The sequence below is a fragment of the Streptomyces sp. NPDC101237 genome (genome assembly GCF_044767465.1).
Taxonomy (GTDB): domain Bacteria; phylum Actinomycetota; class Actinomycetes; order Streptomycetales; family Streptomycetaceae; genus Streptomyces; species Streptomyces gramineus.
The window spans coordinates 238830-264794 of the sequence record NZ_JBIWNY010000006.1; the positions used below are offsets into that span (position 1 = coordinate 238830).

A 25965-nucleotide genomic window follows, 5' to 3' on the forward strand; every position below is an offset into this window, starting at 1 on the left:
CGCGGACGCCCACGGCCGGGGAGCGGGCTCAGCCGTGCCTCCATAGCCGACGGCCCTCGCCGTGCCGCCGTGTTGTCGCGGAATTCCCCCGGTCTTGGCACAAGGGTCGTTTTCCCGCTCCCCGGCCGCCGTCCGCGTCGTACGCTCCCTGCGAGAGGAACCCCCACGTCACGTAAGGCGGCCCGAACACACATGGTCAGCACCGAGTACGAGCGACGGATCGCCGCCCGGTTCGCAACCTTCGACCAGGACGGCAACGGCTGGATCGACCGCGAGGACTTCAACTCCGCGGCCAAGGCACTCCTCGCCGAGTTCGGCGCCCCCGCCCGCTCCGACAAGGGCCAGGCGCTGTACGCCGGCGCGGAGGCCTTCTGGCAGGGCATGGCCGGGATGGCGGACCGGGACGGCGACCAGCGCATCAGCCGCCAGGAGTTCGTGAGCGGCGCGGTCAAGCGCCTGCACGACAACCCCGACCGGTTCGGCGAGATCGCCCGGCCCTTCCTGCACGCGGCCCTCGCCCTCGCGGACACCGCGAACGACGGCACGGCGACCGTCACGGACACCGTGCGCCTGCTGCGCGTCCTCGGCGTCCCACCGGAACTCGCCCGCGCCGTCGCCTCCGGCCTGGACGTCGACGGCGACGGACGGGTCGCGGAGAAGGAGATCGTCCCGGCGTTCGCCCGCTACTTCACGATTCCGGAGTAGCGCCGCCCGGCCCGGCGGGCGCCGAGAACCACTCGCGCAGCCGGTACTTGAGCACCTTGCGCAAGGTGTCGTTGCGCGGCAGGGCGTCCACCACCTCCAGCCGCTCGGGCAGCTTGTGCACCGACAGTCCCGCCGCGCGCAGGTACGCCACCACCTCCGGCAGGGTCAGCACGGCGCTCCCCGGAGGCTGTTCGACGACCGCGCAGACCAGCTCGCCGCGCTCCGCGTCCGGCAGTCCCACCACCGCCGCGTCACCGACCGCCGGATGCGCGGCGAGCAGGTCCTCGATCTCCTTGGCGGAGATGTTCTCGCCCTTGCGGATGATGACGTCCTTGAGGCGTCCGGTGAGCACGAGGTGACCGCTCTCGGTCAGCCGCCCCAGGTCACCCGTGCGCAGGAAGCCGTCCGCGTCGAAGGCCTCGGCGGTCTGCGCCGGATCCAGGTACCCCTGGCACACCGCCTCCCCGCGCAACCGCACCTCGCCGCCCTCGGCGACCCGTATCTCCATGCCCTCGGGCGGTCGCCCCTCCGTCGTCGCCAGGTTCTCCGCCGTGTCGTCCGGCGCCCCCATCGTGATCATCGGCACCTCGGTCATGCCGTACCCGTGGGTCAGCTGCACGCCCATCTCGCGCACCACCGCGTGGTACACCTCCGGCGGCTTGGGCGCCCCGCCGCCGGCCAGCAGCCGCAGCGAGGGGATCACCGGGACCCCCGGCTGCCTGCGCTGCTCCGCGAGGAACATCGAGTAGAACGCCGTCGAGCCGCCCGCCACCGTCACCCGGTGCCTGCGGTACTCCGGGAGGGCGTCCGGCAGCGCGAACTGCTCGAACATGACCGCGGGGAAGCCGTACAGCAGCAGCATGACCGTGTAGTCGGGGCCCGCGATGTGCGCGTACGGGAAGGCCATCGACCCCACGTCGTCAGCCGTCAGCCGCAGCGCGTGCGCCAGGCACGAGCCGCCCGCGATCAGTGAACGGTCCGTGTGCAGCACGCCCTTGGGCTCCGAGGTGGTGCCCGAGGTCCAGTAGATCCACCGGACGGAGGTGCCCTCGGCGGGCGGAGCCGGCAGCACCGCCGGATCGCCGTCGGGCAGCTCGTCGTACGCCTCGAAGACGCCCTTCGCGCCCAGCCGCCTGGCCATCTCCGTGTGGTCGAAGCCGCGCCGGACGCCCGGTACGGCGAAGAACTCGGCCCGGGACTCGCGCAGGGCGAAGCCGACCTCACGGTCCCGGTAGAAGGGGATGAGGGGGCTCTGCACTGCGCCCAGGCGGGCCAGCGCGAAGGACAGCACGGCCGTCTCGATGCGGGTGGGCAGCTGCCAGGCGACGACCGTGCCCGGGCGCACCCCCATGGCGTACAGCCCGGCCGCCGCGCGCTCGGCACGCGCGCGCAGCCCGCCGAAGGACAGGGTGCGCTCGCCCTGGAGGAACACCGGCCGCTCCGGGGTGAGTTCGGCCCGGCGCGCGACCAGGTCCCAGAGCGTGCGGGAGGCGCTCAGTTCGTGTGCGGTGGCGTTCATGGAGTCCCCCTGCCCAGCAGAACTGACGAGTCGTCAGATGTTAGGTCCTGGCACCTTGCCGGTCCAGGGGTGCGGGGTTAGCCTGCAAGATCTGACGAACCATCAGCTCCCTGGGGGTGCCTGCCGGTGGACCTGTCGTACACGCCCGAGGAGGAGGACTTCCGGGCGCGGCTGCGGGAGTGGCTCGCCAAGGCGCTCCCCGGCCTGCCGGCGAAGCCGCGGCCCGAGGACTGGCCGGCCCGCCGCGCCTACGACCTCGGCTGGCAGCGGATGTTGTACGACGCCGGCTACGCGGACGTGCACTGGGACGCGTCGCCCACCGTGCGGCTGATCTTCCTGGAGGAGACCGAGCGGGCCGGCGCGCCCTACGTGGGCGCCAACTTCGTGGGCCTGCTGCACGCGGGTCCGACGATCGCCGCCGAGGGCACCGAGGAGCAGCGGGCCCGCTGGCTGGCACCGATCCTGCGCGGGGACGAGGTGTGGTGCCAGGGCTTCAGCGAACCCGGCGCCGGCTCGGACCTGGCCGCGCTGCGCACCCGCGCGCGGCGCGACGGGGACGACTACGTGGTCAGCGGCTCCAAGATCTGGACCTCGCACGCGGAGGTCGCCGACTGGTGCGAACTGCTGGTGCGCACCGACCCGGAGGCGCCCCGGCACCGCGGCATCAGCTGGCTGGCCCTGCCCATGGACGCGCCGGGTGTCACCGTACGGCCGCTGCGCACGCTCGCCGGATCCGCCGAGTTCGCCGAGGTGTTCCTCGACGAGGTGCGGGTGCCCGTGGCGCACCGGGTGGGCGCCGAGAACGACGGCTGGCGCGTCACCATGGTGACGCTCTCCTTCGAGCGCGGCACCGCCTTCGTCGGCGAGGTCGTCGCCTGCCGCCGGGTGCTCGGCTCCCTGGCCCGCGAGGCGCGCGCGAACGGCACCTGGGACGACCCGGAGCTGCGCCGCCGCCTCGGCCGCCTGAACGCCGAGTTCCGGGCCTTGTGGCGGCTCACCCAGTGGAACGTCAGCGAGGCCGAGGGCAGGGGCGTGCCCGGCGTCGGCGGCTCGGTGTTCAAACTGCGCTACTCGCACGCACGGCAGGAGCTGTACGACGCGGCCGCGGCCGTGCTCGGCCCGGACGCCCTGGACCTGGACCGGCCGTGGGTCCTGGACCGGCTCTCCTCGCTCTCGTACACCATCGCGGCCGGCACCTCCCAGATCCAGCGGAACATCGTGGCCGAGCGGATCCTCGGGCTGCCGAAGGGACGGTGAGCGGGCATGCGTTTCCGGCTGAGCGGCGAACAGCGCGCACTGCGGGAGGGGATGCGGGAACTGCTCGCGCGCCGGTTCGACGGCGAGGCGCTGCGGGCCGCGGCCGGCGCGCCCGGACTGGACCGTGACCTGTGGCGGGAGCTCGGGGCGGCCGGGTTCTTCGCGCTGCGGCTGCCGGAGGCGGACGGCGGGGTCGGACTCGGGCTGCCGGAGGCCGTGCTGGTCTTCGAGGAGGCGGGACGGGCCCTGCTGACCGGACCGCTGGTGGCCACCCATCTGGCGGCGGCCGACGTCCCCGGCGCGGCCGCGGGGGAGGCCGTGGTGGCCCGGGTGGACGGCGGCCTTGCGGAGTGGCTGGCCGGGGCCGACGCCGTCCTGGGGGACGCGGCGGGCGCCGTGCCGCTGCGTTCGGTGGACCCGCTGACGCCGCTGCACCGGGTGCCGGGAGCGGATGCCGCGCCGCCCGACCCGGTCGCCGTGCTGCTCACCGCCGCCGAGCAGTTGGGCACCGCCGCGCGCGTGGGGGAGCTCGCCGTGCAACACGCCCGGACCCGCGAACAGTTCGGGCGGCCGATCGGGGCCTTCCAGGCGGTGAAGCACCTGTGCGCCGAGATGCTGGTGCGGGCCGAGACGGCGCGTGCGGCCGTCTACGCGGCCGCGGTGACCGCCGACCGGGTGGACATCGCGGCGGCCCGGCTGCTGGCCGACGAGGCCGCCGTACGCGGCGCCCGGGACTGTCTCCAGGTGCACGGCGGCATGGGCTTCACCTGGGAGGCCGAGGTGCACCTGCACCTGAAGCGGGCCTGGGTGCGTGCCCGACGTGGCGGAGGAGGCACGGAGAGTGAGGAAGCGCTCGCCGCCGACCTCCTCGGGCGACTGTTCTAAAACGTACTGGTCTGCGGAATCGGCGCCCCCGCGCGGACCGGTGTCGCGGATCGTGGCATACCGGTGTCACGGAGCGTTGATATCGGGTTGTGTCCAACGCGTGACTCGTCACGGCCTGGAGTCGGGCGTTCCCTCGGGTACCTTCTGTGGGATGCGAGTGGTTCCGAGGACGAGCCATGCCGGCGGTGCCGTCGAAGCGGCCCCGCGGTTCATGGTGCGTACCGCTGCTGGCAGGGCGGCAAGGGCTTCGGCCCCCGCCTGTTCGACTCCCCGCGGCGAGCGTCGCACAGTATGGCGTACGCGTACTCCTTCGCGTTGGAATATGCCCGAAGCGCTTGTTGGGGTGACTGTACGTCAACCATGCTGTCTCGTAAGGGAATCACGTTCCGTGACCCTTGCTCTGGCCGTTGTTCTGGCCATGCAGAAAATGGCTACGATCGTGGCCCTGGCCGTCCTTGTCGTCGCGGTCCTTGTCGCGGCGCTCGCTCGGCGCGGGTTCATGTGTCCGCCGGTTCGGATGGTGTGAGCGGTGCAGGTGCTTCAAGTGCAGCTGGAGATCCGGCCCGACCCCGCGGAGGTGGGACGGGCCAGGAAGTGGGCGCGCTCGCGCCTCGCCGGGTCCGGTATAGCGGCGGACGAGCCGCTCGCCGAGACGCTCATCCTCCTCGTCTCCGAGCTGGTCACCAACGCCGTCGTGCACACGGGCTGTCCGGCCGTGCTGAGGCTGTCGCTGCCGGGCTCGGACCGCGAGGGGGCCGGGGAGTCGGTCACCGTGCGGCTGGAGGTCGCCGACAGCAGCGACCGCGCGCCCGTACCGCGCTGCGTCGCCACGGACGCGACCGGCGGCCGGGGCCTCGCCCTCGTCGACGGGCTGGCCGACCGCTGGGGCTGGAGCCCGGAGGGCGCCGGCAAGCGCATCTGGTGCGAACTCGACCGGTGTTCGGAGCCCGGACAGGGTGCGGCGGTGGCCTACGGAAGCGGACTGGCCACGTTCGAAGGGCTGGCCTTCGAGGCGGTGTGATCCCGGCCGTGCGGTGATGCGCCGGGCCGTGCATCCGTGCGCGCCCGCCCCCAACCAGGGCATAGGTCATAAAATCCTGAACGAGTGTTGACGCCTTGTGACGGCATGCTCACGCTTGAGGCCTGCGATTCGCCGCGAGGGGACGGCGAGGGATCCGTGGGGGGAGATCCTCGCCGCGTGTGGGACGAGCCGGACGGCGGCGCGCGAGCCTGGCCCGGGGCGGGCCGGTGCGCGCTGCCGTCCGGGTGTTCCGGGGGGAACGGGGGGAGGGCGGTGCCACGCCGGCCCCGGCGTGGCACCGGCCCCGCGCGTCTCAGAACACGGCCACGGGCGCGACCGGGGTGCCCGTCGCCCCGACGAACGGTTCCGGCATCGCCGACAGCAGGAACGCGTACCGTCCGGTTTCTCCACAGGCTGTGGACAACTCTTCGAGATTCCAGTTCTGGCCCTGCAGCATCCCCATCTCCACGAGGTCCAGGGCGTGCACGGGCAGCCACAGGTCCTCGATCTCGGGCGGGAAGATCTCGAAGGTGAGCGTGTCGTTGGCGACGGCGGCCACGTCACGGGCGTGGAACCACTCCGGGGTGCGCACCGAGAGGCCCGGTGACGGATAGCCGTACCCGTGCTTGTCCCCGGCGAGGTACACCCGCACCTGACCGGTCCGCACCAGCACGATGTCCCCGGCCCGCACCGCCGTCCCGGCCAGCTCCTCGGCCGCGTCCAGGTCCTCGGGCGTGACCGCGTGGCCGCCCGCCAGCCGGTCCACACCGCGCGCGCGGGCCACGTCCAGCAGCACCCCGCGCGAGACGACGTGCCGGGCCTTGTCGATCCCGCCGAACTCGGCGCCGCCGTGCGCGGTCACGGTGTCCGCCGGGCGGCCGTTGTACACCTTCCCCGCGTGCGAGACGTGGGTGAGCGCGTCCCAGTGGGTGCCCGCCTGCAGGCCCATGGTCACCGCGTCGTCGCTGCACGCGACGGTTCCCGGCCCGAAGAGTTCCTGGTTGATCTGCACCATGACGTGCATCGGGTTGACCCGGCCCGGGATCATGCCGGTCTGCACGCCGTCCTGCCGCAGCGGGAGGGCGAGCGGGACCCGGTGGCCGGTGCGGACGGTCGCCGCCGCCTCCCGTACCACCTCGTCGGTGATCAGGTTCAGCGTGCCGATCTCGTCATCGGCGCCCCAGCGGCCCCAGTTGTTGACGCGCTCGGCGATCTCGCGCATCGCGGCCTGGGCGGTGGGCAGTGACATCCGGTTCCTCCCCGGGGCTTGTGTCCGCGCGTCCGACGCGCCATAAAATCTAACGGTCCGTCAGATACCGCGGGAAGGGGCCGGCGTGGGGAACTTCTTGGCAGGCAAGGTCGTCGCCGTGACCGGTGCGGGGCGTGGCATCGGACGGGCGGTCGCGCTCGCCGCGGCGGCCGAAGGAGCGAAGGTCGTCGTCAACGACCACGGCGTCTCGGTCGACGGCGGCTCGCCCGCCAGTGAGGTCGCCGAGGCCGTGGTCAAGGAGATCGGGGCGGCGGGCGGCGACGCGGTCGCGGTCGCCGACGACATCTCCACGATGGCGGGCGGCCGGCGGGTCGTGGACACCGCGGTGTCCTCGTACGGCCGTCTCGACGGGGTCGTGTGCGTGGCGGGGATCCTGCGCGAGCGGATGCTGTTCAACATGACCGAGCAGGAGTGGGACCCGGTGGTCGCCACCCACCTCAAAGGCACGTTCACGGTGTTCCGCGCGGCGTCGGCGGTGATGCGCGCCCAGCGCGCCGGCACGCTGATCGGGTTCACCAGCGGCAACCACCAGGGCTCGGTCTCCCAGGCCAACTACAGCGCGGCCAAGGGCGGGATCATCTCGCTGGTGCGCAGCGCGGCGCTCGGCCTGCACAAGTACGGGGTGACCGCGAACGCGGTGGCGCCGGTGGCCCGGACCCGGATGTCCGCGGGCGTGCCGACGGAACTGGCGGAGATCGGCGAGCCGGAGGACGTCGCGGCGTTCGTCGTCTACCTGCTGTCCGACGCCGCGCGGGACGCGGAGATCACCGGGCAGGTGTACACGGTGGCCGGGCCGAAGATCGCGGTCTGGGCCCAGCCGCGGGAACTGCGGGCCGCCTACGCCGCCGAGGGGTCCTGGACACCGGAGGCGATCGCGCGCGCCCTGCCGGGGAGCGTGGGGGTCGATCCGATGCCGATGCTGGCGCGGCTGGCGGCGATGGAAGCGGCCGCACGGGCGGGAAACCGGCCGAACGCCTAGCTGGCGGCAGGGGTGTGCGGTGCGTGGGCGGGCGCGGGGCCGCGCCGTTCCCCGCGCCCCTCAAGGGGTGTCGGCCGTTCTCTTTCACTCACTCTGGAGGTCACCGTGGAGTTCGGGTTCGCGCCGGAGGACGACGCGTTTCGCGGCGAGGTCCGGGCCTGGCTCGACGCGCACGCCCCGGCCGCCGCCGACCGGCGCGGCTGGGAGCGTGCCCTCGGGGCCGCCGGATGGATCGGGCTCGGGTGGGCGGAGGGCGGGTACGGGAACCGCACCGCCACGCTCACCCAGCAGGTCGCCTGGGCCGAGGAGTACGCCAGGTCGGCCGCCCCGCCGCGCTCCGGGCACATCGGGGAGAACCTGCTCGCCCCGACCCTCATCGCCCACGGCAGCGCCGAGCAGAAGGCACGCTTCCTGCCCGCCGTCGCCGCCGGTGAGGAGCTGTGGTGCCAGGGGTACAGCGAGCCCGGCGCCGGGTCCGATCTCGCCGGCGTGCGGACCGCGGCCGTACGCGAGGCGGACGGCTACCGCGTCATCGGACAGAAGATCTGGACCTCGCTCGCGCACGAGGCCGACTGGTGCTTCGTGCTCGCCAGGACCGAGCCCGGCTCCCGGCGCCACCACGGCCTCAGCTTCCTGCTGGTGCCCATGGACCAGCCCGGCCGCATAGAGGTCCGCCCCATCCGCCAGATGACCGGCACCAGCGACTTCAACGAGGTCTTCTTCGACGGGGCGCACGCCCGCGCGGAGCACGTCGTCGGCGGCGAGGGCAACGGCTGGCGGGTGGCCATGAGCCTGCTCGGCTTCGAGCGCGGGGTGTCCACCCTCGCCCAGCAGATCGGGTTCGCCGAGGAGCTGGGCCGGGTGGTGCGGGACGCCGTGGCGACCGGGGCCGCCGACGATCCGCTGGTACGGGCGCGGCTCGTACGGCAGTGGGCCGAGCTGCGGGTGATGCGCTGGAACGCGCTGCGCACGCTCGGCGGTCCGGCCGCCGAACCCGGCGCGCCCAGCGTGGCCAAACTGCTGTGGGCCGGCTGGCACCAGCGGCTCGGAGAACTCGCCGTGCTGGTGCGGGGCGCCGGCGCGAGCATCGGCCCGGCGGACTGGTCGGCCGCGGCGCCCTACGAACTGGACGCCGCCCAGCACCTGTTCCTCTTCTCCCGGGCCGACACCGTCTACGGCGGATCGGACCAGGTGCAGCGCACGATCATCGCCGAGCGGGTGCTCGGTCTGCCGAGGGAACCGAAGGGGGTCGAGTCGTGATGCGCGCAGTGCTGTTCGACGGGAAGCAGGTGCGGGTCGTCGACGACCTGGACGTACGGGAACCGGGAGCCGGTGAGGTGCTGGTCTCCGTGGCGGCGGCCGGGCTGTGCCACAGCGACCTGTCCGTGGTGGACGGGACCATACCCTTCCCCGTTCCCGTGGTGCTCGGACACGAGGGCGCCGGCGTGGTGGAGGCGGTCGGCGCGGGAGTCACCCATGTGGCGCCCGGCGACCATGTCGCCCTGTCCACGCTCGCCAACTGCGGTGCCTGCGCCGACTGCGACCGCGGGCGGCCCACCATGTGCCGGAAGGCCATTGGGCGCCCGCGGCAGCCGTTCACCCGGGGCGGCCGGGCCCTCTACCAGTTCGCGTCCAACTCGGCCTTCGCGGAGCGCACGGTCGTCAAGGCCGTGCAGGCGGTGCGGATCCCGAAGGACATCCCGCTGACCTCGGCCGCCCTCATCGGCTGCGGTGTCCTGACCGGCGTGGGCGCCGTGCTGAACCGGGCCCGCGTGGACCGCGGCGACACCGTGCTGGTCATCGGCACCGGCGGGATCGGGCTCAACGTCATCCAGGGCGCCCGGATCGCGGGTGCCCTGCGGATCGTGGCCGTGGACGCCAACCCGGCGAAGGAGGAGACCGCCCTGCGGTTCGGCGCGACCGACTTCCTGACCTCGACGGAAGGCGTCCGGGACCTGCTGCCGGCCGGCGTCGACCACGCCTTCGAGTGCGTCGGCCGGGTCGAACTGGTCCGGCAGGCCGTCGACCTGCTGGACCGGCACGGCCAGGCCGTCCTCCTCGGCACCCCCGCCGCCACCGCCGAGGCATCCTTCGTCGTCGCCTCGATGTTCCTCGACAAGTCCATCCTCGGCTGCCGCTACGGCTCCTCCCGCCCCCAGCGCGACATCGCCCTGTACGCCGAGCTGTACCGGCAGGGCCGCCTGATGCTCGACGAGCTGGTCACCGCGACCTACCCGGTGGAGGACTTCGAGAAGGCCCGCGCCGACGCGGAGGCGGGCCGGGTGGCCCGGGGGGTCCTCACGTTCTAGCGGCCACGTTCCGCCGGCGGAGCGCCGGGAACCGTCAGCGGACCGCGGCGGCCCGGAAGGTCCGCCGGTAGGCGGTCGGGGTGACGCCGAGCGCCGACTGGAGGTGCTGCCGCATCGACTGCGCCGTGCCGAAGCCGGCGTCCCGCGCCACCCGGTCCATCGACAGCCCGGTGGACTCCAGGAGCTGCCGGGCGCGTTCGACGCGCTGCTGGGTGAGCCACTGGCCGGGGCTGATGCCGGTCTCCTCGCGGAAACGGCGCGTGAAGGTCCGTACCGACATGGCCTCCTGCGCGGCCATGTCCCGCAGCTGGAGGGGCTCGTGCAGACGGTCCAGGGCCCAGGCGCGGGCGGCGGCGGTGCCGGCGACCTGCGGGTCGGGGACCGGCCGGTGGATGTACTGGGCCTGGCCGCCGTCCCGGTGCGGCGGGACGACGGTACGGCGGGCCACCTCGTTGGCGACGGCGGTGCCGTGGTCGCGGCGGACGATGTGCAGGCACAGGTCGATGCCGGCCGCCACCCCGGCGGAGGTCAGCACGTCCCCGTCGTCGATGAACAGGACGTCCGCGTCCACCCTGACCCGCGGGAAGAGCCGCTGGAGATGGTCCGCCTCGGCCCAGTGCGTGGTCGCCGGGCGGCCGTCCAGGTAGCCGGCGGCGGCCAGCACGTAGACACCGGTGCAGATGGAGGCCAGCCGGGTGCCGGGGCGGATCTGGGCGAGCGCGGCGGCCAGTTCGGGGGTGAGGACGCCCTGCTCGAAGACCGGGCCCAGCTCGTAGGAGGCCGGCACCACCACCGTGTCGGCGGTGGCCAGCGCCTCCGGGCCGTTCGGCACGTGGACCGCGAAGTCGGCGTCCGTCTCGACCGGCCCCGGCGGCCGCACCGAGCAGGTCACGACCTCGTACAGGTGGCGGCCCCGCGCGTCCTTGGGCCGGCCGAAGATGCGGTGCGGGATGCCCAGCTCGAAGGGGAGCAGGCCGTCCAGGGCGAGGACGACGACTCGGTGCGGGCGGAACCCGGGGCCACTGCTCATGGCCCGATCCTAACGAACACTGTCCTCCGGGCCACTCGATGGGATGAATTCGCTGCTCGAAGCTTGATGGCGTGACCCAGACAAGCGAAGCCGCAGCATCCGTCGAGGCCCCGGAGCCGACCCGTTCGCCGCGCGTCCACCGTGCCTGGTTCGTCGCCGCCGTCACCTTCGTCACGATCATCGGCGCGGCCGCCTTCCGCTCCCTGCCCGGCCTGCTCATCGATCCCCTGCACCAGGAGTTCGGCTGGTCGCGCGGCACGATCGGCGCGGCCGTCTCCGTCAACCTCGCGCTGTACGGGCTCACCGCGCCGTTCGCGGCCGCCCTGATGGACCGTTTCGGCATCCGCCGGGTGGTGGCCGTGGCCCTGACCGTCATCGCGATCGGTTCGGGGCTGACCGTGTGGATGACGACGGCCTGGCAGCTGATGCTGTGCTGGGGCCTGCTGGTCGGCCTCGGCTCCGGCTCGATGGCTCTGGCCTTCGCCGCCACGGTCACCAACCGCTGGTTCACCACGCGGCGCGGTCTGGTCAGCGGCATCCTCACCGCCGGGTCCGCCTCCGGCCAGCTGATCTTCCTGCCGCTGCTGTCCTGGATGGTCGAGCGCTACGACTGGCGGCCGGCCGCCGTCACCGTCGCCCTGGCCGCCCTCGCGGTGGTCCCCTTCGTCTGGCTGCTGCTGCGCGACCACCCGGCCGACGTGGGCCTGAAGCCGTACGGCGCCGCGGAGTTCGTGCCGAAGCCGGCCCCGGTCACCGGAGCCGCGCGCCGGACCGTCGGGGTGCTGCTGTCCGCCGTCCGCACCGGGCCCTTCTGGCTGCTCGCCGGCACCTTCGCGATCTGCGGCGCCTCCACCAACGGCCTGGTCCAGACGCACTTCGTGCCCGCCGCGCACGACCACGGCCTGCCGGTCACCACGGCCGCCTCGCTCCTCGCGGTCATCGGCGTCTTCGACGTCGTGGGCACGATCGCCTCCGGCTGGTTCACCGACCGCTTCGAGGCCCGCCGGCTGCTCGCCGTCTACTACGCCCTGCGCGGCCTCTCCCTGCTCTTCCTGCCGATGCTGCTGGGCCCCGCCATCCACCCGCCGATGATCTTCTTCATCGTCTTCTACGGCCTCGACTGGGTCGCCACCGTCCCGCCCACGCTGGCCCTGTGCCGGGAGCACTTCGGTGACGACAGCGCCATCGTCTTCGGCTGGGTGCTCGCCTCCCACCAGGTCGGCGCGGCCCTCGTCGCCTACCTCGGCGGAGTCGCCCGCGACGTCTTCGGCACCTACGACATGGTCTGGTACGCCTCCGGCGCCCTGTGCGCGGCGGCGGCCCTGATGGCCCTGGTCATCCGCCGCCGACCGCTCCTCGGCACACCCGCCCCGGCCGTCTAGCCGACCGGCCCGAGCCCGGTGAACCGGCCCCGGTGGAACAGCAGCGGCCCGCCGGGGGCCTCGGCGGCGCCGAGCGCGGCCACCCGGCCCACCACGATCAGGTGATCGCCGCCGGTGTGGACGGCGTGGACCGCGCAGTCGATCCAGGCGGCGGCGCCGGCCAGGCGGGGCGCGCCGGACACCGGGGACGGGTCGTGCGCGACGCCCGCGAACTTGTCCGCGCCGCTCACCGCGAAGGCGCGGCACAGCTCGCCCTGGTCCGCGCCGAGGACGTTGACGCAGAAGACGCCCGCGCGGGCGATGCGCGGCCAGGTGGCCGACGTCCGGCCGACCATGAAGCAGATCAGCGGCGGATCGAGGGAGAGGGAGGAGAAGGACTGGCAGGCGAAACCCGCGGGAGAGGACGCACCGTCGGCGGGCGGCGCGGTGATGACGGTCACCCCGGTCGCGAAGTTCCCCAGCACGCGCCGGAACTCCGCCGGATCCACCGGCGCCCGCTCGTCCGCACCCACACACCGCAACTCCGGCCGCGGCAGGGCGTCCACAGGCCCCGGAGCGGGCCCCGCCGCGGGAGCCGACCTGAGATAACGGACAGCGGCAGCGGCCGCTCCTGCGTGTCCCATCACCCCTCCATTGAAGGTGACGGCCTGTCAGATAGGAAGGGGTGCGGACCTGATATCGCCGTCAACGGCCCAGGAACTCAGGGCTCCTGCGCTCCACGAAGGCACGCAGGCCCTCCTGGGCGTCCCGGGTCGTCATGTTGATCTCCTGGGCGGTGGACTCGGACGCGAAGGCCGATGCGCGGTCGGCGTCCAGGGAGGCGTTCACCAGGTGTTTGGTGAGGGCGAGGGTCCGGGTCGGGCCGGATGCCAGGCGGGTCGCCCAGTCGCGTGCCGTCCCGGCCAGCTCGTCGTCCGGCACCACCCGGTTGACCAGGCCGAGGCGTTCGGCCTCCGGGGCGGACAGGGCGTCGCCGAAGAACATCAGCTCCTTGGCGCGGTGCGGGCCGATCAGGCGGGGCAGGAGGTAGGCGCCGCCGCCGTCGGGGACCAGGGCGCGGCGCACGAACACCTCGATGAACCGGGCGGACTCGGCGGCCAGGACCAGGTCGCAGGCGAGCGCGAGATGGGCGCCGAGGCCGGCCGCGGTGCCGTTGACCGCCGCGATCACCGGCTTCTCGCAGTCGAGGACGGCGGCGATCAGACGCTGGGCACCGAGCCGGATGGTGCGGGCCACGTCGCCGGGCAGGCGCTCGGCGGTGGTGGCGCCGCCGCGCAGGTCGGCGCCCGCGCAGAAGCCGCGGCCGGTGCCCGTGACGACCACCGCCCCGATCCCCGGGTCGGCGGAGGCCTCGTCGAGGAGGCGGACGACGTGGTCCCGCTGGTCGGGCGTGAGGGCGTTGAGGGCGTCGGGGCGGTCGAGGGTGAGGTGGGCGACCCGCTCCCGCGTCACGTACCGGACGGTGTCCATCAGCGGCACACCGCCAGCGCGTCCAGCGCCACCGCGCCCTGCCCCTCGGGCAGCACCATGAGCGGATTGATGTCCAGCTCCGCGAGATGGCCGCCGAGTTCCAGCGCCATCCGCTGGACGCGCAGGATCACCTCGACGAGCGCTTCCAGGTCGGCCGGCGGCCGCCCCCTGACCCCGTCCAGCAGGGGCCGTCCGCGCAGTTCGGCGAGCATGTCCCGGGCCTGCTCCTCGCCGAACGGCGGCACCCGTACCGCCGCGTCGTGCAGCACCTCGACCAGCACCCCGCCGAGCCCGACGGTCACCGTCGGCCCGAACAGGGCGTCGTGCGTGACCCCGGCCACCATCTCCACGCCCCGCTCGACCATCTGGCAGACCAGGATCCCGTCGAGCGCGACGCCCTCGTAGCGGGCGATGTCGGTCAGTTCCCGGTAGGCGTCCCGGACCTGGCTCGCGGAGGTCAGCCCGACCTTCACCAGACCCAGCTCGGTCTTGTGGGCGATCTGCGCGCCGGACGCCTTCATCACCACCGGATAGCCGACCAGGCCCGCCGCGCGCACGGCGGCGGCCGCACTGGTCACCAGCTGCTCGCGCGGCACCCGGATGCCGTAGGCGCGCAGCAGCTGCTTCGCCGCGTGCTCGCTGAGCTGCTGTCCCGGCCGCATCAGCGCGAGCGCCTTGCGGTAGGAGGGTGAGGGCGTGCGCGGGGCCTCGTCGAAGGGGGAGCGGTAGGCGCGGACGAAGCGGTGGTGGTCGAGGTAGGCGCGGACGGCGGTCAGACAGTTGCCGACCGTGCGGAACGTGGCCACCCGGGACGAGCCCAACAGGACCTCGCGGTAGGCGGGTTCGGTGCCGACCGGGGACCCCCACACCACGCACACCAGCTTGTCGCTCGCCTCGGCCGCGTCGACCAGGTCCCGCACCAGCCGGTCGCTGAGCGGCGGGAACGGGCCGGTGACCGGACAGATCAGTACCCCGACCGCAGGATCGGCGAGGATCGCGTCGATGATCTTCCGGCCGCGCCAGTCGCCCACCGGATGCCCGCCGTTGTCGACCGGGTTGGCCACGCTGAGGTACTCCGGTATCCACTGGTGCAGCTCGGCCTGGCGCGCCTCGGACAGCACCGGCAGGGTCAGCCCGAGACCGGACGCGAGGTCGGCGACGTGCGCGCCCGTGCCGCCCGAGATCGAGTAGACGACCACGCCGTCGGCGCGCGGCGCCCGCGCCCGGGCCAGCAGGGCCGCGGTGTCCTGGAGTTCGTCGAGGCCGTCGACGCGGATCACGCCGTACTGGCGCAGGGCCGCGTCGATCACGTCGTCGGCGCCGGTCAGCTTGCCGGTGTGGGAGGCGGCGGTGCGGGCGCCCGCCTCGGTGCGGCCGACCTTCACGGCGACCACCGGCACCTCGCGGCGGGCCGCGCGGTCGGCGGCCAGCAGGAAGGCGCGGCCGTCCTTGAGGCCCTCCACGTAGCAGGCGATGGCACCGACCTCGGGGCGTTCGGCGAAGTAGGAGATGAAGTCGGCGGTCTCCAGGTCGGCCTCGTTGCCGGTGGGCGCCCAGTGCGAGAGGCGGATGCCGAGTTCCTGGGCGGCGAAGACGGGCCGGCCCTGGTGCCCGGACTGGGTGATCAGCGCGATCGCCGGTCCCTCCAGGTCGTCCCGGAACCGCTCGAAGGCGTTCAGGTTGGTGTTCGGGCCGAGCAGCCGCAGTCCGGAGCGGCGCACGGCGGCGGCGAGCCGGACCTGCGCGGCCGCTCCCTCCTCGCCGGTCTCGGCGAACCCGGACGCGAAGACCACGGCGAACCGCACCTTGGCCTCGGTCAGTTCCTCGATCACCGGAAGAGGGTCGGCGACCAGCAGCACGGCGAGGTCGACCTCCTCGGGCAGGTCGGCCACGGACCTGGCGCAGGGGATGCCGAAGACCGACGGCCGGGTCGGGTGCACCGGGTGCACCCGGGCCCCGACCCGCTCCGCCCAGTCGAGGAGCTGCCGGGTGATGCCGGTGTTGGGCCGTCCCTCGGTGTCCGAGGCGCCGATCACGGCGACGGACTCGGGCCGGAAGAACCGGTCCAGGTCGGGGACGTCCGCGTGCAGCGGCCGTCCGCTGACGTCGTGTTCGTCCGTGTCGGCCGTCCGGCCGTGGACGGCGGGCCCGGGTCGCTGCTCACCGCAGGCGATGACCCGGGCCCGGCGGGAGTCGGTGGTGAGGGTGCCGTGGGTTGATCCAAGCATCGTTCCGCCCGCTCCTGTGTGACAGCCCAATAAACTGACGCTGTGTCAGATTACTGAACTGACGCAGCGTCAGGAACGGGTCTGCACGCAAAGTCGACGCGGAACGCGCTTCTCGCCCGGTGTCCGCCGGGAACCGGCCCGGCGCGGACGGGGCCGTCACCGCCCCTGGGCCGCCCGCTGCCGCCGGGCGACGGCCTTCGCGATCTTCTCCGCGTCGATCGCCATCTCCCGGAACATGCCGCTGATGGGGTTGGTGTACCCGGTGAAGTAGAGGCCGGGGGCGTTCTTCGGGGCGCGGGGGCCGTGGGCGACCGGCAGGCCGTGGCCGTCGAGGACGTCGAGGTGGCCGACCAGGTTCTCCAGCCCGCGCGCGTATCCGGTCGCGGCGATCACCGCGTCGGGGGAGAGCAGGGTGCCGTCGGCGAGGACCGCCTTGCCGTCCTCGAAGCCGTCCAGGGCGGCCACGATCTCGACCCCGCCCTCGCGCACCGCGTCCAGGAGGCCGACGTCCAGGACCGGGATGGCGCCCTGTCCGACCCGGCTGAGCAGGCCGGTGTCCGGGCGGGGCAGTCCCTTCGCGGCCAGGTCCGGCACGCTGGCCCTGGCCATCGCGCGGGCCAGCCGGTCGACGAGGGGCACCGGGAGGCGTCGTATCAGGATCGCGTTGTACTGGGCGGCCCAGCCGGCCACCGAGCGGCGCACGATGTGCGGGACCGTGCGGACGGCGAGCCGCACCCGGGCGGCGCCGCCCTCCCTCAGGTCGACGGCGATCTCGGCGCCGGTGTTGCCCGCGCCCACCACCAGGACGTCCTGGCCGGCGAACGGCTCGGCGTTCCGGTACGCGTCGGCGTGCAGGAACCGGCCGTCGTAGCCGTCCAGGCCGGGCCAGCCGGGGATGCGCGGGGTGTGGTTGAAGCCGGTGGCGACCACCACCGCGGAGCCGGTCAGCTCCCGGCCGCCGGAGGCGTGCAGCAGCCAGCCGTCGCCGTCGGCCGCGCGCTCCACCCGGGAGACCTCGACGCCGGTGACGATCTCCAGTTCGTGGTGCTCGGCGTACTTCTCCAGGTAGCGGACCACGTCGTCGCGGGCGACCCAGCGGCCGAAACGGCGCGGCATGGGAAGTCCGGGCAGCGCCGAGAGGCGGCGGGTGGTGTGCAGCCTCAGCCGGTCGTAGTGCCCGCGCCAGGAGGCGCCGACGTCTTCGGACTTCTCCAGGACGACGGCGCGGACGCCCCGGGCCCGCAACGCGTACGCGGCGGCGAGCCCGCCGGGGCCGGCGCCGATGACGTAGACGGGTGAGACGGTGGGGGGAAACACGACCATGGACGGGAGCGTAATCTCGCGTTACGTTGATGGGTCTCGGTCAAGACCGGAATTGGTTGCGGATTGATCACACCCGTAGGAGAGCTGGGTGGGACGTGTGGCGTAGCCCACGTGGTCCGACGGGAACGACGGATTCAGGACGCGGTCCGGCCGCCATCCTCTGGGCCGCCAGGCCGATCTGACCTACCGTCAGGAACATGGATGCGACGAGCGCGCCGGCCGCCCGGCGGTACGACCTCCCCGAACCGGACGCCTTCACCCGCCCCTACTGGCAGGCGGCGGCCGAGGGCCGGCTCCTGATCCGCGGCTGCGGCGCCTGCGGCCGGGCCCACCACTACCCGCGGGAGTTCTGCCCGCACTGCTGGAGCGAGGACGTCGACTGGCGGCCCGCGACCGGCCGCGCGGTCCTCTACACCTGGTCCGTCGTGCACCGCAACGACCTGCCGCCGTTCGGCGACCGTGTCCCCTACGTCGCCGCCGTGGTCGACCTGGCCGAGGGGCCGCGCATGATGACCGAACTGGTGGACACGCCGCGGCCCCGCGCCGGACTGGAGCTGGAGGTCGTCTTCCGCGCGGGCGTACCGGTGTTCCGCCCCGCGTCGCGCTGACGAGGCCGCGGGCGGGGACGCGGTCTGGGCCGCCTTGGGCATCAGAGGTTTCAATGACCCCATGGCCCAGACCGACGAACAACCCGCCGCCCACCCCTTCGACGCCGCCCCGCACGGCCACGGCCTGCGCCTGGACCGGTGGGACCCGGACTCGCGGGACCATGCCGAGGCCTGGCTGCGCGGCCGCACCGACCTGGACTTCCTGCGCTGGAACACCCCGCTGCAGCCGGACATCGACCTCGCAGGGGCCCGGACCGCCCTGCTGCGGCAGCGGGACCAGGCGGCCGGCGGCGGATGCGCGCCGTACCGGATCGCGGACGCGGAGAGCGGCACGACCCTCGGGCACATCGGCATCAACATGATCGACCGGGTGTCCCGCTCGGCCCGGGTCGGCTACTGGGTGCTGCCCGAGGCCCGGGGCCGCCGGGTCGCCACCCACGCCCTGGCCCTCGCCGCCCGGCTGACCTTCACCGACCTGGGCCTCCACCGCCTGGAACTGGGCCACGCCCTCGGCCACGAGGCATCCTGCCGGATCGCGCGGACCTGCGGTTTCCCGTACGAGGGGACACTGCGCGGCGCGATGTTCGAGGCGGGCCGCCCCCACGCGTTCCGAGACGCCCACCTGCACGCCCGCCTCGCCTCGGACCCGGAGCCGGCGCTCGGCTAATTCACGTGCGGGCCACGGCGGACGGCGGGACCATCGACCATGGCCCCCGACACCCCCGCAGCCCGGCCGGACGACGCGTCCGGCTGGCACTTCACCTCCGACACGCACGCGTTCCTCGCCCGCGTGGAGGACTTCCTCGGCTCCCGCCCGGACCTGCACACCGTCCACCTGACGGTGACCGGGCAGCTGCGGCAGCGCGGTGCGTCGGCGTACGGCGACGCACCGCCGTTCCTCGGCCACCTGACCCGCCCGGACGGCAGCGTGGCCGCGGCCCTCCTGCACACCCCGCCGTACGCCCTGCGCACCACCCGCCTGACGGACGACGAGACCGAGTCGCTGGCCGCACGGCTGCACGGCCTCGGCCATCTCTTCTCCGCGTTCGCCGCGGAACGCGAGACGGCGCGGGCGTTCGCGGCCGCCTGGGAACGGCGCACCGGGACGCCCGGCACGCTCCGGGACCTCGAACGGCTCTACCGGCTCGACGAGCTGACGGTCCCCGCCCCGGCGCCCGCCGGCCGGGCCAGGCTGGCCGGGCCCGCCGACCGGGAGCTGCTGATCCGCTGGCACGACGGCTTCGTCGCGGACGCGGGCGTCCAGGGCGCCCGGAACGGCGCGGACTGGGCGGACTTCCGGCTCTCGTACGGCGGTGTCACGCTGTGGGAGACCCCCGACGGCACCCCGGTGTCCATGGCGGGCGTGACTCCCACGGTCGCCGGCCAGGCCCGGATCGCTCCCGTCTACACCCCGCCCCGGCTGCGCGGCCGCGGCTACGCCGGCGCGGTGACCGCGGAGGTCAGCCGGGCCGCCCTGGCGCGGGGCGTCGGCCGGGTGCTCCTCTTCACGGACCTCGCGAACCCGACGAGCAACGCGCTCTACCGGCGCATCGGTTACCGGCCGGTCGCCGACTGGGCGGTGTACGCCTTCGAGGAGGCGGCGTAGCCGGCCGCGCTCACGGCCACAGCAGCTGCCTGCGCCAGCTCCCGTCGTCCTCGCCGGCGTAGCGGAGGCGGACGTGCCGGCGGTCCGGCTCGCCCTGGAAGAACTCGGCCTCGTCCGGGCGCAGCCGGTAGAGGGTCCAGGTCGGTGAGGGGGCGGACGGGTCGGCGCGGGCCCGGTCCCAGGCGGCCTCCGACTCCTCGCGCAGTTCCTCCAGCGAGGTCAGGGGTCCGCTCTGCCTGCCGGTGAGCGCCGCCGCGAGGGCGCCCGTCGAGCGGGCGTGCAGGTCCGCCTGGCTCTCCTCCGACGGGGCCGCGGTGACCGGCCCGCGCAGCCGGACCTGGCGGCCGAGGACCGGCCAGTAGAAGGCCAGCGCGGCGTACGGCCGGGCGCTCAGGTGGTGGCCCTTGCGGCTGGTCAGATGGGAGGCGAAGGACCAGCCGTCCCGGTCGGCGCCGTGCAGCATCACGATCCGTACGTCCGCCCGGCCCTCCTCGTCCGAGGTCGCCAGCGACACGGTGTGCGGCTCCGGCTGTCCGGCCGCCACCGCCTCCGCGAACCAGGTGGTGAAGAGCGCGAGCGGGTCGTCCGGCGCCGACGACGGGTCGAAGGGCCGCAGCTCGGTGGTCTCGGGGGACCAGACCCGGAGCGACTTCAGGAGGGCGTGAAGATCCGTTGCTGCCATGTGCCGAGTATCACTCGGGAACCCGCGAGGCCGCCCCGGCAGCACGTCGTACGGCGTCCCGGCCTGCCCCGGGGGACCCGGCCGCCGGACTCCCGGGCACAACCGGGCGAATTCCTGCGAACGCCTGTGCCCCGGGCCCACACTGTCCGGCATGAGGGGACCCAGGACCGTGAGAGTGGGCGTACGGCACGTGCTCGGCGACGGCGGGCGGCCCAGGGCGCGGACGGTCACCTGGGCCGCCCGCGACTTCCGGCTGGTCCGGCCGGCGGCGGGCCGGGACCGGGTCGAGCTGGAGTGCCCGGTCTGCTCGGCCGCGCTCCTCGCCGAGGTCCGCGACCACGTCCGCACCCGGCGCGTCCGGCTGACCTGGGCCACCGGCTGCGTCCTCGCCCTGGCACTGTCCGCCGCCTCGCTGCTCCACGCCGTCCTCGAGAGCGGCCGCGCCCTTGCGGCCGGGCAGTCGGCGCCGCTGATCCTCCCGGTCGGCGCGGCCGTCCTGACCCTGGTCGCCGCCACCGTCGCCTGGGCGGCCGCCCGCAACCACGTCGGCGTCCGCCTGGTCGACGCCCCCGGGCCCCGCCGCGGCCACCGGATCGTGCCGGTGCGCGGCTGAGGCGGCCCCGGCGCCGGGCCGCCCGCGGTGTCACCCGCGGCCCAGCACCACCGTGCCCGAGGAGCAGAACCAGCCGCCGGTCCCCGACGCCACCCCCAGCTCCGGCAGCCCGCCGTCCGCCCGGCGCACCTGCCGGTCACCGGCCTCACCGCGCAGCTGCCGTACCGCCTCGACCAGCAGGAACAGGCCCCGCATGCCCGGGTGCTGAGCCGACAGGCCGCCGCCGTCCGTGTTCACCGGAAGCGCGCCGCCCTCGACCCGCAGCCGGCCCTTCTCCACGAACGCGCCGCCCTCGCCCTTCGCGCAGAAGCCGAGATCCTCCAGCGTCACCAGCGTCATGTACGTGAAGGCGTCGTAGATCTCCGCGAAGTCCATCTCCGACGGCCGGACGCCCGCCCGGCGGAAGGCGAGTCCGCCGCTGACCGCCGCCGGGGACACCGTGAAGTCCTCCCACTGCGACATGGCCGCGTGCGAGACGTACTCGCCCGTCCCCAGCACCCACACCGGCCTGGTGCGGCAGTCCCGTACGTACTCCTCGGCCGCCAGCAGCACCGCCGCGCCCCCGTCCGAGCGGATGCAGCAGTGCAGCTTGGTGAAGGGGTCCGCGATCATCGGGCCGGACAGGACCTCGTCGACGGTGACCGGGGTGCGGAACATCGCCTCGGGATTCAGCGCCGCGTTGGCCCTGGCCTGGACGGCCACCTCCGCCAACTGCTCGATCGTCGTGCCGTGTTCGATCATGTGGCGACGGGCGGCCATGGCATACTTGGCGATGAGCGTATGGCCGTAGGGGACCTCGAACTGGAGCGGCCCGCCGGCCCCGAAGGACAGGTTGCCCGTCCTGCGGCCCGCCTTGACGTCGGCGCGGGCCGTGGAGCCGTAGACCAGCAGGACCGCACGGGCGCGGCCGGCCGCGATCGCGTCCGCCGCGTGGGCCGCCATGACCTCCCACGTCGAGCCGCCGACCGAGGTGGAGTCGACCCAGATGGGACGCAGGCCCAGGTACTCGGCCACCTCCACCGGGGCCAGGGTGCCGAGGCCCGCCGACGCGAAGCCGTCCACGGCCTCCCGGCCGAGGCCCGCGTCCGCGAGCGCGCGGCGGGCGGCCTGGGCGTGCAGGGCGTAGGCGGTGGCGTCGTCCACGCGGCCGCAGTCGGACAGGGCCACGCCGACGACGGCGACCTTGCGGGGTCCGCTCATGGATCTGACGGTACATCAGATCCGGTACCCGTCACCCCTGTGCAACTGCATCCGCTGCCCCTAGCATGACGGGCCGTCAGATCGTCAGGAGGTCCGGTCATGGACGCCCGCTTCACCGACGAACAGGACGAGATCCGGCGCGCCCTGCGCGAACTGCTCCGCAGGCGATGCGGGACGGAGGACGTACGGGCCGCCGCCGACCGCCCGCAGGGCCACGACCCCGCCCTGTGGACCGCCCTCGGCGAACAGCTCGGCCTGCCCGGACTCGCCCTCCCCGAGGCCTACGGCGGGACCGGCTGCTCGGTCACCGAAGTCGCGCTCGTCGCGGAGGAGTTGGGCCGCGCCCTCGCGCCCTCGCCGTTCCTCGCCACCGCCGTCCTCGCCGCCCCGCTGCTGCTCGGCCTCGGCACCGACGCCCAACGCGCCGCGCTGCTGCCGAGGATCGCCCGGGGCGGCCTCACCGCCGCCCTCGCCGTCCCCGGCGCCCGGCTCGGCACCGCCCTGGCGCTCACCGGGCCGGGCGGCGGCGACTGGGCCGGCGGCGGACGGGCCGGCGGCGTCCAGGCGCGGCACCGGGGCGAGCGGTGGCAGCTGTACGGCGAGGCCGACCAGGTGCTCGACGGACACAGCGCCGGGCTGCTCCTGGTCCCGGCGCACACCGGCGGCTACGCCCGCTCGCGCGTCCGGCTCTACCTGGTCGCCGGGGACGCCGACGGCCTCGTCAGGACCCGGCGCACCACCCTCGACCCCACCCGCCCGCAGGCCAGGATCCAGCTGCGCCACGTGACCGCCGAACCGCTGGGCGACGCGGACACCGACGCCCGGCCGGCGCTCGCGGCCCTCGGCGACTCCGTGGCCGCCGTGCTCGCGGGCGAGGCGGTGGGGGCCGCGGAGCGGGCGCTGGAGCGGACCGTGGCGTACGTCGGGCAGCGGGAGCAGTTCGGCCGGGCCATCGGGTCGTTCCAGGCCGTCAAGCACCGGCTGGCCGACGTGCACGTGGCCGTGCGGGCGGCCCGGTCGGCCGCCTACTACGCGGCCTGGGCGACGGCCCACGGGGAACCGGCCGGCGCGCTGGCCCTCGCCCAGGCACTGGAGGCGCTGCGGTCGGCGGCCGCGGAGGGGATCCAGCTGCACGGCGGCATCGGGTTCACCTGGGAGCACGAGGCGCACCTGTTCTTCAAGCGGGCGGCCGGGGACGACCTGCTCTTCGGGCCCGTGCACCGGCTGCGCGCGCGGGCCGCCGACGCGGCGGGCCTGTTCGGGGGACGGGAGGTGGCGGTGTGATCGGCGCACGGCTGGTGCAGCGGGTCTCCGCGACGCGGGGGTTCGCCCGGGTGGCCCCGCACGTGGTCCCGGCCCTGGACCGGGCCGTGCACCGGCTCAGCCGCGGCCGGACGCTGCTCAGCACCCGGATGCTGCCCGGGGTGATCCTCACCTCCACGGGCGCGCGCAGCGGCCTGCCCCGCCGTACGCCGCTGGCGTGCATGCCCGCGGGGGACGGCTGGTACCTCGTCGGCTCCAACTTCGGGCGCACCGGCCATCCCGCCTGGACGTACAACCTCCTGGAGCGCCCGGCCGCCGAGATCAGCTGGAAAGGACACGACGTTCCCGTCACGGCCCGGCTGCTGCGCGGGGCGGAGCGGGCGGACGCCTGGCGGCTGCTGCTCGCCTTCTGGCCGCCGTACGCCGCCTACCAGGAGCGCGTGGACCGCGAGATCCGCGTGTTCCGGCTCGATCGGACGTAGCCGCGGGGACCGGACGAGGGGAGCGGCCGCCCGGCGTCGTCACAGGGCGTGCCGGGCGAGCGGGAGCGCCCCGCTGCCCACCATCGGCGCCCCGAGGTACGGGTGACCGCCGGGCCGCGCGCGGACGGGCCGAGAGCAGCCGCCGGGCCATGGTGCCCACGGTCAGGTAGACGGCGGTGCACCAGGCCATGGGGACGACGCCGGGCACATGAGGAGCGAATGCCCCGAAAGTGGTGTCGGAGTGTGCGCGGAACCGGGGTCTGCGGGGGAGAATCCGCCTCATGGACGACGTGGACCGGAAGATTCTTGCCGAGCTCCAGAAGGACGGGCGGCAGACCGTGACCGAGCTGGCCGGGCGGGTGCGGCTGAGCGTCTCGCCGTGCCATCGGCGGCTGCGCGAGCTGGAGCGGTCGGGAGCGATCAGCGGGTACCGGGCGGTGGTGGACCCGGCGTCCGTGGGGCTGCCGTTCGAGGCGCTGGTCTTCGTCTCCATGCGGCAGGAGGACCGGGACACGGTGGCCGACTTCGAGCGGGCGCTCGCGGAGATCCCCCATGTGCTCGACGCGCAACGGCTGTTCGGCGAGCCCGACTACCTGCTGCGGGTGGTCACCGCCGACCTCGCCGCCTTCCAGCGGCTCTACGACGAACGGCTCGCGACCCTGCCGGGCGTGCAGCGCCTGACCTCGACCCTGGTGATGAAGCACGTCGTCCGGGACCGTGGGCTGCCGGCGTGACCGGACAGGTCGCGCAACAGGCGGTGGGGGGCCCCCCCGGGGGCCCCCCCCCTTCCGCGTCGGTTCAGTCCAGGTAGCCCCTCAGCTGGTCCGCGAAGGCGTGGTCGCGGAGCTTGTTGAGCGTCTTCGACTCGATCTGCCGGATCCGCTCCCGGGTCACCCCGAAGATCCGCCCGATCTCCTCCAGCGTCCGCGGCCGCCCGTCGGCCAGGCCGTACCGCAGCTGGACGACCTTGCGCTCCCGCTCGCCGAGCGTGGACAGCACCGCCTCCAGGTGCTCGCGCAGCAGCAGGAACGCCGCCGACTCCACCGGGCTGGCCGCGTCGCCGTCCTCGATGAGGTCGCCGAGGGCCACGTCGTCCTCCTCGCCGACCGGCGCGTGCAGGGAGACCGGTTCCTGCGCCAGCCGCAGGACCTCTCCGACCCGTTCCGGCGCCAGGTCGAGGTGCGCGGCGACCTCCTCGGGCGTCGGCTCGTAGCCGCGCTCCTGGAGCATCCGGCGCTGGACGCGCACCACCCGGTTGATGAGTTCCACGACGTGGACCGGGACCCGGATGGTGCGGGCCTGGTCGGCCAGGGCGCGGGACATGGCCTGGCGGATCCACCAGGTCGCGTACGTGGAGAACTTGTAGCCGCGGGCGTAGTCGAACTTCTCGACGGCGCGGATCAGGCCCAGGTTGCCCTCCTGGACGAGGTCCAGCATGGTCAGCCCGCGGCCGACGTACCGCTTGGCCACGGAGACGACGAGCCGCAGGTTGGCCTCGATCAGGCGGCGCTTGGCCATGCGGCCCATCACGACCAGCCGGTCCAGGTCCAGGGCCAGCTCGCCCTCCAGGTCCGGCGCGGTGCCCAGCTTCTCCTCGGCGAACAGGCCGGCCTCGACCCGGCGGGCGAGTTCGACCTCCTCGGCGGCGGTGAGCAGCGGGATGCGGCCGATCTCGCGCAGGTACTGGCGGAACAGGTCGGAGGAGGGGCTGCCGGTGTCGACGCGGACCGCGCGGGCGGGCTCCGGCTCGGACTCCGGGGCGTCGCCCGCAAGGTCCTCGGCGGCCGGGCCCTCGGCCTCCTTCGGCTGCTCCGGCTCCGTCTCGGGGTGCAGCGCGAGCCGGCTCTGCGGTGGCACACCGGCGTGTCCGCCGGCGTCGGCCGCCGGCTCGTCCGTCAGCGTGCCGTCGGTCTGGGTGAGGGTCTGGGTCTGCACGCGGGCGACCTCCAGGATGATCGCTGCCAGGGGGTACGGCAGCGGTACTTCGGGGGCGGAGACGACGGCCTCGCCGCTGTCCGTCCCGTACGCGATGAGTGGAACGGCGGGGGTGTGGGGCCCGTCCGGGACGGGCCGGCCGCGCTCCGAGGACTCAGGCACCGCACCCAGTGTGGGGTACGACACATCGCCGCCACG

At 74.2% G+C, this 25965-nt stretch carries 25 protein-coding genes; 15 read left to right on the forward strand and 10 right to left on the reverse strand.

What is annotated here, in order from left to right; all coding sequences use genetic code 11:
• The first annotated feature begins 192 nt into the window (after nt 1-192).
• Nucleotides 193-705, forward strand: coding sequence for an EF-hand domain-containing protein (locus ACIRQ9_RS12330; protein WP_404170531.1), 513 nt, complete (start codon nt 193-195; stop codon nt 703-705).
• Here ACIRQ9_RS12330 and ACIRQ9_RS12335 read toward each other — a convergent pair.
• On the reverse strand, nt 689-2224 hold the full coding sequence (locus ACIRQ9_RS12335; protein WP_404170534.1) for a class I adenylate-forming enzyme family protein: 1536 nt from the start codon (nt 2222-2224) through the stop codon (nt 689-691). The genes ACIRQ9_RS12330 and ACIRQ9_RS12335 overlap by 17 nt on opposite strands.
• A 126-nt stretch (nt 2225-2350) precedes the next feature.
• Here ACIRQ9_RS12335 and ACIRQ9_RS12340 point away from each other — a divergent pair, with 126 nt between their 5' ends.
• From ACIRQ9_RS12340 to ACIRQ9_RS12350, 3 genes are all read left to right on the forward strand, one after another.
• On the forward strand, nt 2351-3481 hold the full coding sequence (locus ACIRQ9_RS12340; protein ID WP_404170537.1) for an acyl-CoA dehydrogenase family protein: 1131 nt from the start codon (nt 2351-2353) through the stop codon (nt 3479-3481).
• A 6-nt stretch (nt 3482-3487) separates the two neighbouring features.
• Nucleotides 3488-4366, forward strand: a complete 879-nt coding sequence (locus ACIRQ9_RS12345; protein WP_404170540.1) for an acyl-CoA dehydrogenase family protein — start codon at nt 3488-3490, stop codon at nt 4364-4366.
• A gap of 544 nt (nt 4367-4910) precedes the next feature.
• A complete protein-coding gene (locus ACIRQ9_RS12350) occupies nt 4911-5387 on the forward strand; it encodes an ATP-binding protein (RefSeq protein ID WP_404170919.1) in 477 nt (158 codons plus the stop codon).
• 313 nt (nt 5388-5700) lie between these two features.
• Here ACIRQ9_RS12350 and ACIRQ9_RS12355 read toward each other — a convergent pair whose 3' ends face one another.
• The gene (locus ACIRQ9_RS12355; protein ID WP_404170543.1) at nt 5701-6636 is read right to left on the reverse strand and encodes a cyclase family protein; all 936 of its coding nucleotides are present in this window, start codon (nt 6634-6636) and stop codon (nt 5701-5703) included.
• Between the two features lie 85 nt (nt 6637-6721).
• On the opposite strand from ACIRQ9_RS12355, the gene ACIRQ9_RS12360 reads away from it, so the two are divergent.
• The 3 genes from ACIRQ9_RS12360 to ACIRQ9_RS12370 all read left to right on the forward strand — a co-directional run bounded on the left by ACIRQ9_RS12360 (nt 6722) and on the right by ACIRQ9_RS12370 (nt 9945).
• Complete coding sequence (locus ACIRQ9_RS12360) at nt 6722-7636, forward strand: SDR family NAD(P)-dependent oxidoreductase (RefSeq protein WP_404170546.1); 915 nt, start codon at nt 6722-6724, stop codon at nt 7634-7636.
• A 105-nt stretch (nt 7637-7741) separates the two neighbouring features.
• Nucleotides 7742-8896 carry an acyl-CoA dehydrogenase family protein gene (locus ACIRQ9_RS12365; RefSeq protein WP_404170549.1) on the forward strand — a complete coding sequence of 385 codons (1155 nt, stop codon included), beginning with the start codon at nt 7742-7744 and terminating at the stop codon, nt 8894-8896.
• Nucleotides 8896-9945: a Zn-dependent alcohol dehydrogenase gene (locus ACIRQ9_RS12370; RefSeq protein ID WP_404170552.1), complete on the forward strand. Its 1050-nt coding sequence runs from the start codon at nt 8896-8898 to the stop codon at nt 9943-9945. Before ACIRQ9_RS12365 ends, ACIRQ9_RS12370 begins: the two co-directional genes overlap by 1 nt.
• A gap of 34 nt (nt 9946-9979) precedes the next feature.
• Here the strand turns inward: ACIRQ9_RS12370 and ACIRQ9_RS12375 are convergent, their stop codons facing one another.
• A complete protein-coding gene (locus ACIRQ9_RS12375) occupies nt 9980-10975 on the reverse strand; it encodes a GlxA family transcriptional regulator (protein WP_404170554.1) in 996 nt (331 codons plus the stop codon).
• 71 nt (nt 10976-11046) lie between these two features.
• Between ACIRQ9_RS12375 and ACIRQ9_RS12380 the strand changes: the two genes are divergently transcribed.
• Complete coding sequence (locus ACIRQ9_RS12380) at nt 11047-12357, forward strand: MFS transporter (protein WP_404170557.1); 1311 nt, start codon at nt 11047-11049, stop codon at nt 12355-12357.
• Here the strand turns inward: ACIRQ9_RS12380 and ACIRQ9_RS12385 are convergent.
• The 4 genes from ACIRQ9_RS12385 to ACIRQ9_RS12400 all read right to left on the reverse strand — a co-directional run bounded on the left by ACIRQ9_RS12385 (nt 12354) and on the right by ACIRQ9_RS12400 (nt 17378).
• Nucleotides 12354-12980, reverse strand: coding sequence for a flavin reductase family protein (locus tag ACIRQ9_RS12385; protein ID WP_404170560.1), 627 nt, complete (start codon nt 12978-12980; stop codon nt 12354-12356). The genes ACIRQ9_RS12380 and ACIRQ9_RS12385 overlap by 4 nt on opposite strands.
• A gap of 61 nt (nt 12981-13041) precedes the next feature.
• The gene (locus ACIRQ9_RS12390) at nt 13042-13827 is read right to left on the reverse strand and encodes an enoyl-CoA hydratase/isomerase family protein (RefSeq protein WP_404170562.1); all 786 of its coding nucleotides are present in this window, start codon (nt 13825-13827) and stop codon (nt 13042-13044) included.
• Nucleotides 13827-16055: an acetate--CoA ligase family protein gene (locus ACIRQ9_RS12395; RefSeq protein ID WP_404170565.1), complete on the reverse strand. Its 2229-nt coding sequence runs from the start codon at nt 16053-16055 to the stop codon at nt 13827-13829. Before ACIRQ9_RS12395 ends, ACIRQ9_RS12390 begins: the two co-directional genes overlap by 1 nt.
• Before the next feature lie 156 nt (nt 16056-16211).
• Nucleotides 16212-17378, reverse strand: a complete 1167-nt coding sequence (locus ACIRQ9_RS12400; protein ID WP_404170568.1) for a flavin-containing monooxygenase — start codon at nt 17376-17378, stop codon at nt 16212-16214.
• A 197-nt stretch (nt 17379-17575) separates the two neighbouring features.
• Between ACIRQ9_RS12400 and ACIRQ9_RS12405 the strand changes: the two genes are divergently transcribed.
• From ACIRQ9_RS12405 to ACIRQ9_RS12415, 3 genes are all read left to right on the forward strand, one after another.
• Nucleotides 17576-17986 (forward strand): Zn-ribbon domain-containing OB-fold protein, encoded by a 411-nt coding sequence (locus tag ACIRQ9_RS12405; protein WP_404170571.1) that lies wholly within the window; start codon nt 17576-17578, stop codon nt 17984-17986.
• 61 nt (nt 17987-18047) lie between these two features.
• Entirely contained in the window at nt 18048-18653 is a 606-nt protein-coding gene (locus ACIRQ9_RS12410; RefSeq protein WP_404170574.1) for a GNAT family N-acetyltransferase, read from the forward strand.
• A 39-nt stretch (nt 18654-18692) separates the two neighbouring features.
• Complete coding sequence (locus ACIRQ9_RS12415; protein ID WP_404170577.1) at nt 18693-19592, forward strand: GNAT family N-acetyltransferase; 900 nt, start codon at nt 18693-18695, stop codon at nt 19590-19592.
• Between the two features lie 10 nt (nt 19593-19602).
• On the opposite strand, the gene ACIRQ9_RS12420 is transcribed toward ACIRQ9_RS12415, so the two are convergent.
• Nucleotides 19603-20274 (reverse strand): pyridoxal 5'-phosphate synthase, encoded by a 672-nt coding sequence (locus ACIRQ9_RS12420; protein WP_404170580.1) that lies wholly within the window; start codon nt 20272-20274, stop codon nt 19603-19605.
• Nucleotides 20275-20425: 151 nt separating this feature from the next.
• On the opposite strand from ACIRQ9_RS12420, the gene ACIRQ9_RS12425 reads away from it, so the two are divergent.
• Entirely contained in the window at nt 20426-20887 is a 462-nt protein-coding gene (locus ACIRQ9_RS12425; protein WP_404170583.1) for a hypothetical protein, read from the forward strand.
• A 30-nt stretch (nt 20888-20917) separates the two neighbouring features.
• Here ACIRQ9_RS12425 and ACIRQ9_RS12430 read toward each other — a convergent pair whose 3' ends face one another.
• Nucleotides 20918-22087 carry a thiolase C-terminal domain-containing protein gene (locus ACIRQ9_RS12430; RefSeq protein ID WP_404170586.1) on the reverse strand — a complete coding sequence of 390 codons (1170 nt, stop codon included), beginning with the start codon at nt 22085-22087 and terminating at the stop codon, nt 20918-20920.
• A 99-nt stretch (nt 22088-22186) separates the two neighbouring features.
• On the opposite strand from ACIRQ9_RS12430, the gene ACIRQ9_RS12435 reads away from it, so the two are divergent.
• The 3 genes from ACIRQ9_RS12435 (at nt 22187) to ACIRQ9_RS12445 (ending at nt 24566) form a co-directional block, all read left to right on the forward strand.
• Entirely contained in the window at nt 22187-23371 is a 1185-nt protein-coding gene (locus ACIRQ9_RS12435) for an acyl-CoA dehydrogenase family protein (protein WP_404170589.1), read from the forward strand.
• Nucleotides 23368-23832 (forward strand): nitroreductase family deazaflavin-dependent oxidoreductase, encoded by a 465-nt coding sequence (locus ACIRQ9_RS12440; RefSeq protein WP_404170592.1) that lies wholly within the window; start codon nt 23368-23370, stop codon nt 23830-23832. Before ACIRQ9_RS12435 ends, ACIRQ9_RS12440 begins: the two co-directional genes overlap by 4 nt.
• A 281-nt stretch (nt 23833-24113) precedes the next feature.
• Nucleotides 24114-24566 (forward strand): Lrp/AsnC family transcriptional regulator, encoded by a 453-nt coding sequence (locus ACIRQ9_RS12445; protein ID WP_404170595.1) that lies wholly within the window; start codon nt 24114-24116, stop codon nt 24564-24566.
• 64 nt (nt 24567-24630) lie between these two features.
• Here ACIRQ9_RS12445 and ACIRQ9_RS12450 read toward each other — a convergent pair whose 3' ends face one another.
• Nucleotides 24631-25929 (reverse strand): RNA polymerase sigma factor, encoded by a 1299-nt coding sequence (locus ACIRQ9_RS12450; protein WP_404170598.1) that lies wholly within the window; start codon nt 25927-25929, stop codon nt 24631-24633.
• Between the last annotated feature and the right edge of the window lie 36 nt (nt 25930-25965).

Bases quoted from the DNA above. Each gene is read 5' to 3' on its own strand.
- ACIRQ9_RS12330 (WP_404170531.1), top strand. From the start codon at position 193: ATGGTCAGCACCGAGTACGAGCGACGGATCGCCGCCCGGTTCGCAACC.
- ACIRQ9_RS12335 (WP_404170534.1), bottom strand. From the start codon at position 2,224: ATGAACGCCACCGCACACGAACTGAGCGCCTCCCGCACGCTCTGGGAC.
- ACIRQ9_RS12345 (WP_404170540.1), top strand. From the start codon at position 3,488: ATGCGTTTCCGGCTGAGCGGCGAACAGCGCGCACTGCGGGAGGGGATG.
- ACIRQ9_RS12355 (WP_404170543.1), bottom strand. From the start codon at position 6,636: ATGTCACTGCCCACCGCCCAGGCCGCGATGCGCGAGATCGCCGAGCGC.
- ACIRQ9_RS12370 (WP_404170552.1), top strand. From the start codon at position 8,896: ATGCGCGCAGTGCTGTTCGACGGGAAGCAGGTGCGGGTCGTCGACGAC.
- ACIRQ9_RS12375 (WP_404170554.1), bottom strand. From the start codon at position 10,975: ATGAGCAGTGGCCCCGGGTTCCGCCCGCACCGAGTCGTCGTCCTCGCC.
- ACIRQ9_RS12385 (WP_404170560.1), bottom strand. From the start codon at position 12,980: ATGGGACACGCAGGAGCGGCCGCTGCCGCTGTCCGTTATCTCAGGTCG.
- ACIRQ9_RS12390 (WP_404170562.1), bottom strand. From the start codon at position 13,827: ATGGACACCGTCCGGTACGTGACGCGGGAGCGGGTCGCCCACCTCACC.
- ACIRQ9_RS12395 (WP_404170565.1), bottom strand. From the start codon at position 16,055: ATGCTTGGATCAACCCACGGCACCCTCACCACCGACTCCCGCCGGGCC.
- ACIRQ9_RS12400 (WP_404170568.1), bottom strand. From the start codon at position 17,378: ATGGTCGTGTTTCCCCCCACCGTCTCACCCGTCTACGTCATCGGCGCC.
- ACIRQ9_RS12405 (WP_404170571.1), top strand. From the start codon at position 17,576: ATGGATGCGACGAGCGCGCCGGCCGCCCGGCGGTACGACCTCCCCGAA.
- ACIRQ9_RS12410 (WP_404170574.1), top strand. From the start codon at position 18,048: ATGGCCCAGACCGACGAACAACCCGCCGCCCACCCCTTCGACGCCGCC.
- ACIRQ9_RS12415 (WP_404170577.1), top strand. From the start codon at position 18,693: ATGGCCCCCGACACCCCCGCAGCCCGGCCGGACGACGCGTCCGGCTGG.
- ACIRQ9_RS12420 (WP_404170580.1), bottom strand. From the start codon at position 20,274: ATGGCAGCAACGGATCTTCACGCCCTCCTGAAGTCGCTCCGGGTCTGG.
- ACIRQ9_RS12425 (WP_404170583.1), top strand. From the start codon at position 20,426: ATGAGGGGACCCAGGACCGTGAGAGTGGGCGTACGGCACGTGCTCGGC.
- ACIRQ9_RS12430 (WP_404170586.1), bottom strand. From the start codon at position 22,087: ATGAGCGGACCCCGCAAGGTCGCCGTCGTCGGCGTGGCCCTGTCCGAC.
- ACIRQ9_RS12435 (WP_404170589.1), top strand. From the start codon at position 22,187: ATGGACGCCCGCTTCACCGACGAACAGGACGAGATCCGGCGCGCCCTG.
- ACIRQ9_RS12445 (WP_404170595.1), top strand. From the start codon at position 24,114: ATGGACGACGTGGACCGGAAGATTCTTGCCGAGCTCCAGAAGGACGGG.